Origin of the sequence: Pelagicoccus sp. SDUM812005 (assembly GCF_031127875.1) — a bacterium.
In the GTDB taxonomy this organism is placed as follows: domain Bacteria; phylum Verrucomicrobiota; class Verrucomicrobiia; order Opitutales; family Opitutaceae; genus Pelagicoccus.
On the sequence record NZ_JARXIA010000107.1, the window covers coordinates 1 to 344 of the forward strand.

Annotated in this window: 1 pseudogene; it reads left to right on the forward strand. The window is 69.8% G+C overall.

From position 1 onward, the window contains the following. Nucleotides 1-344 (forward strand): annotated as a pseudogene (locus QEH57_RS24865) (hypothetical protein); the annotation flags it as partial.

The following is a 344-nucleotide window of genomic DNA, read 5'->3' on the forward strand; positions in this document are numbered from 1 at the left end:
CGCCCGCTGCTCGACGAGTTCGGCGAGCCGGACATCTCCGGGGCCATGGTCAACGTGAAGGAGAAGGTCTACGGCTTCTCCCACTACCACGGCCTACCCGAGCCGCTCTACGACAAGTTCGCCGCCGAGCCGCTGATGCCGGTCTGGGCCCTGGACCTGTACTCCGGCGCGCTCGGCTACATCCTGCTCGCCCTCGGCGTCCTGCTGATTGCCGGAGCCCTGCCGCGCCTGGCCCTGCTGGCCAGCGGCCTGGTCTACGTCTCGCTCTCGGTCGGCCTGGTGCTGCTTAACGAGAGCGGCGGGGTGGCCTGGCTGGGCACCCACGTCCTGCTGGTAGCCCTGGC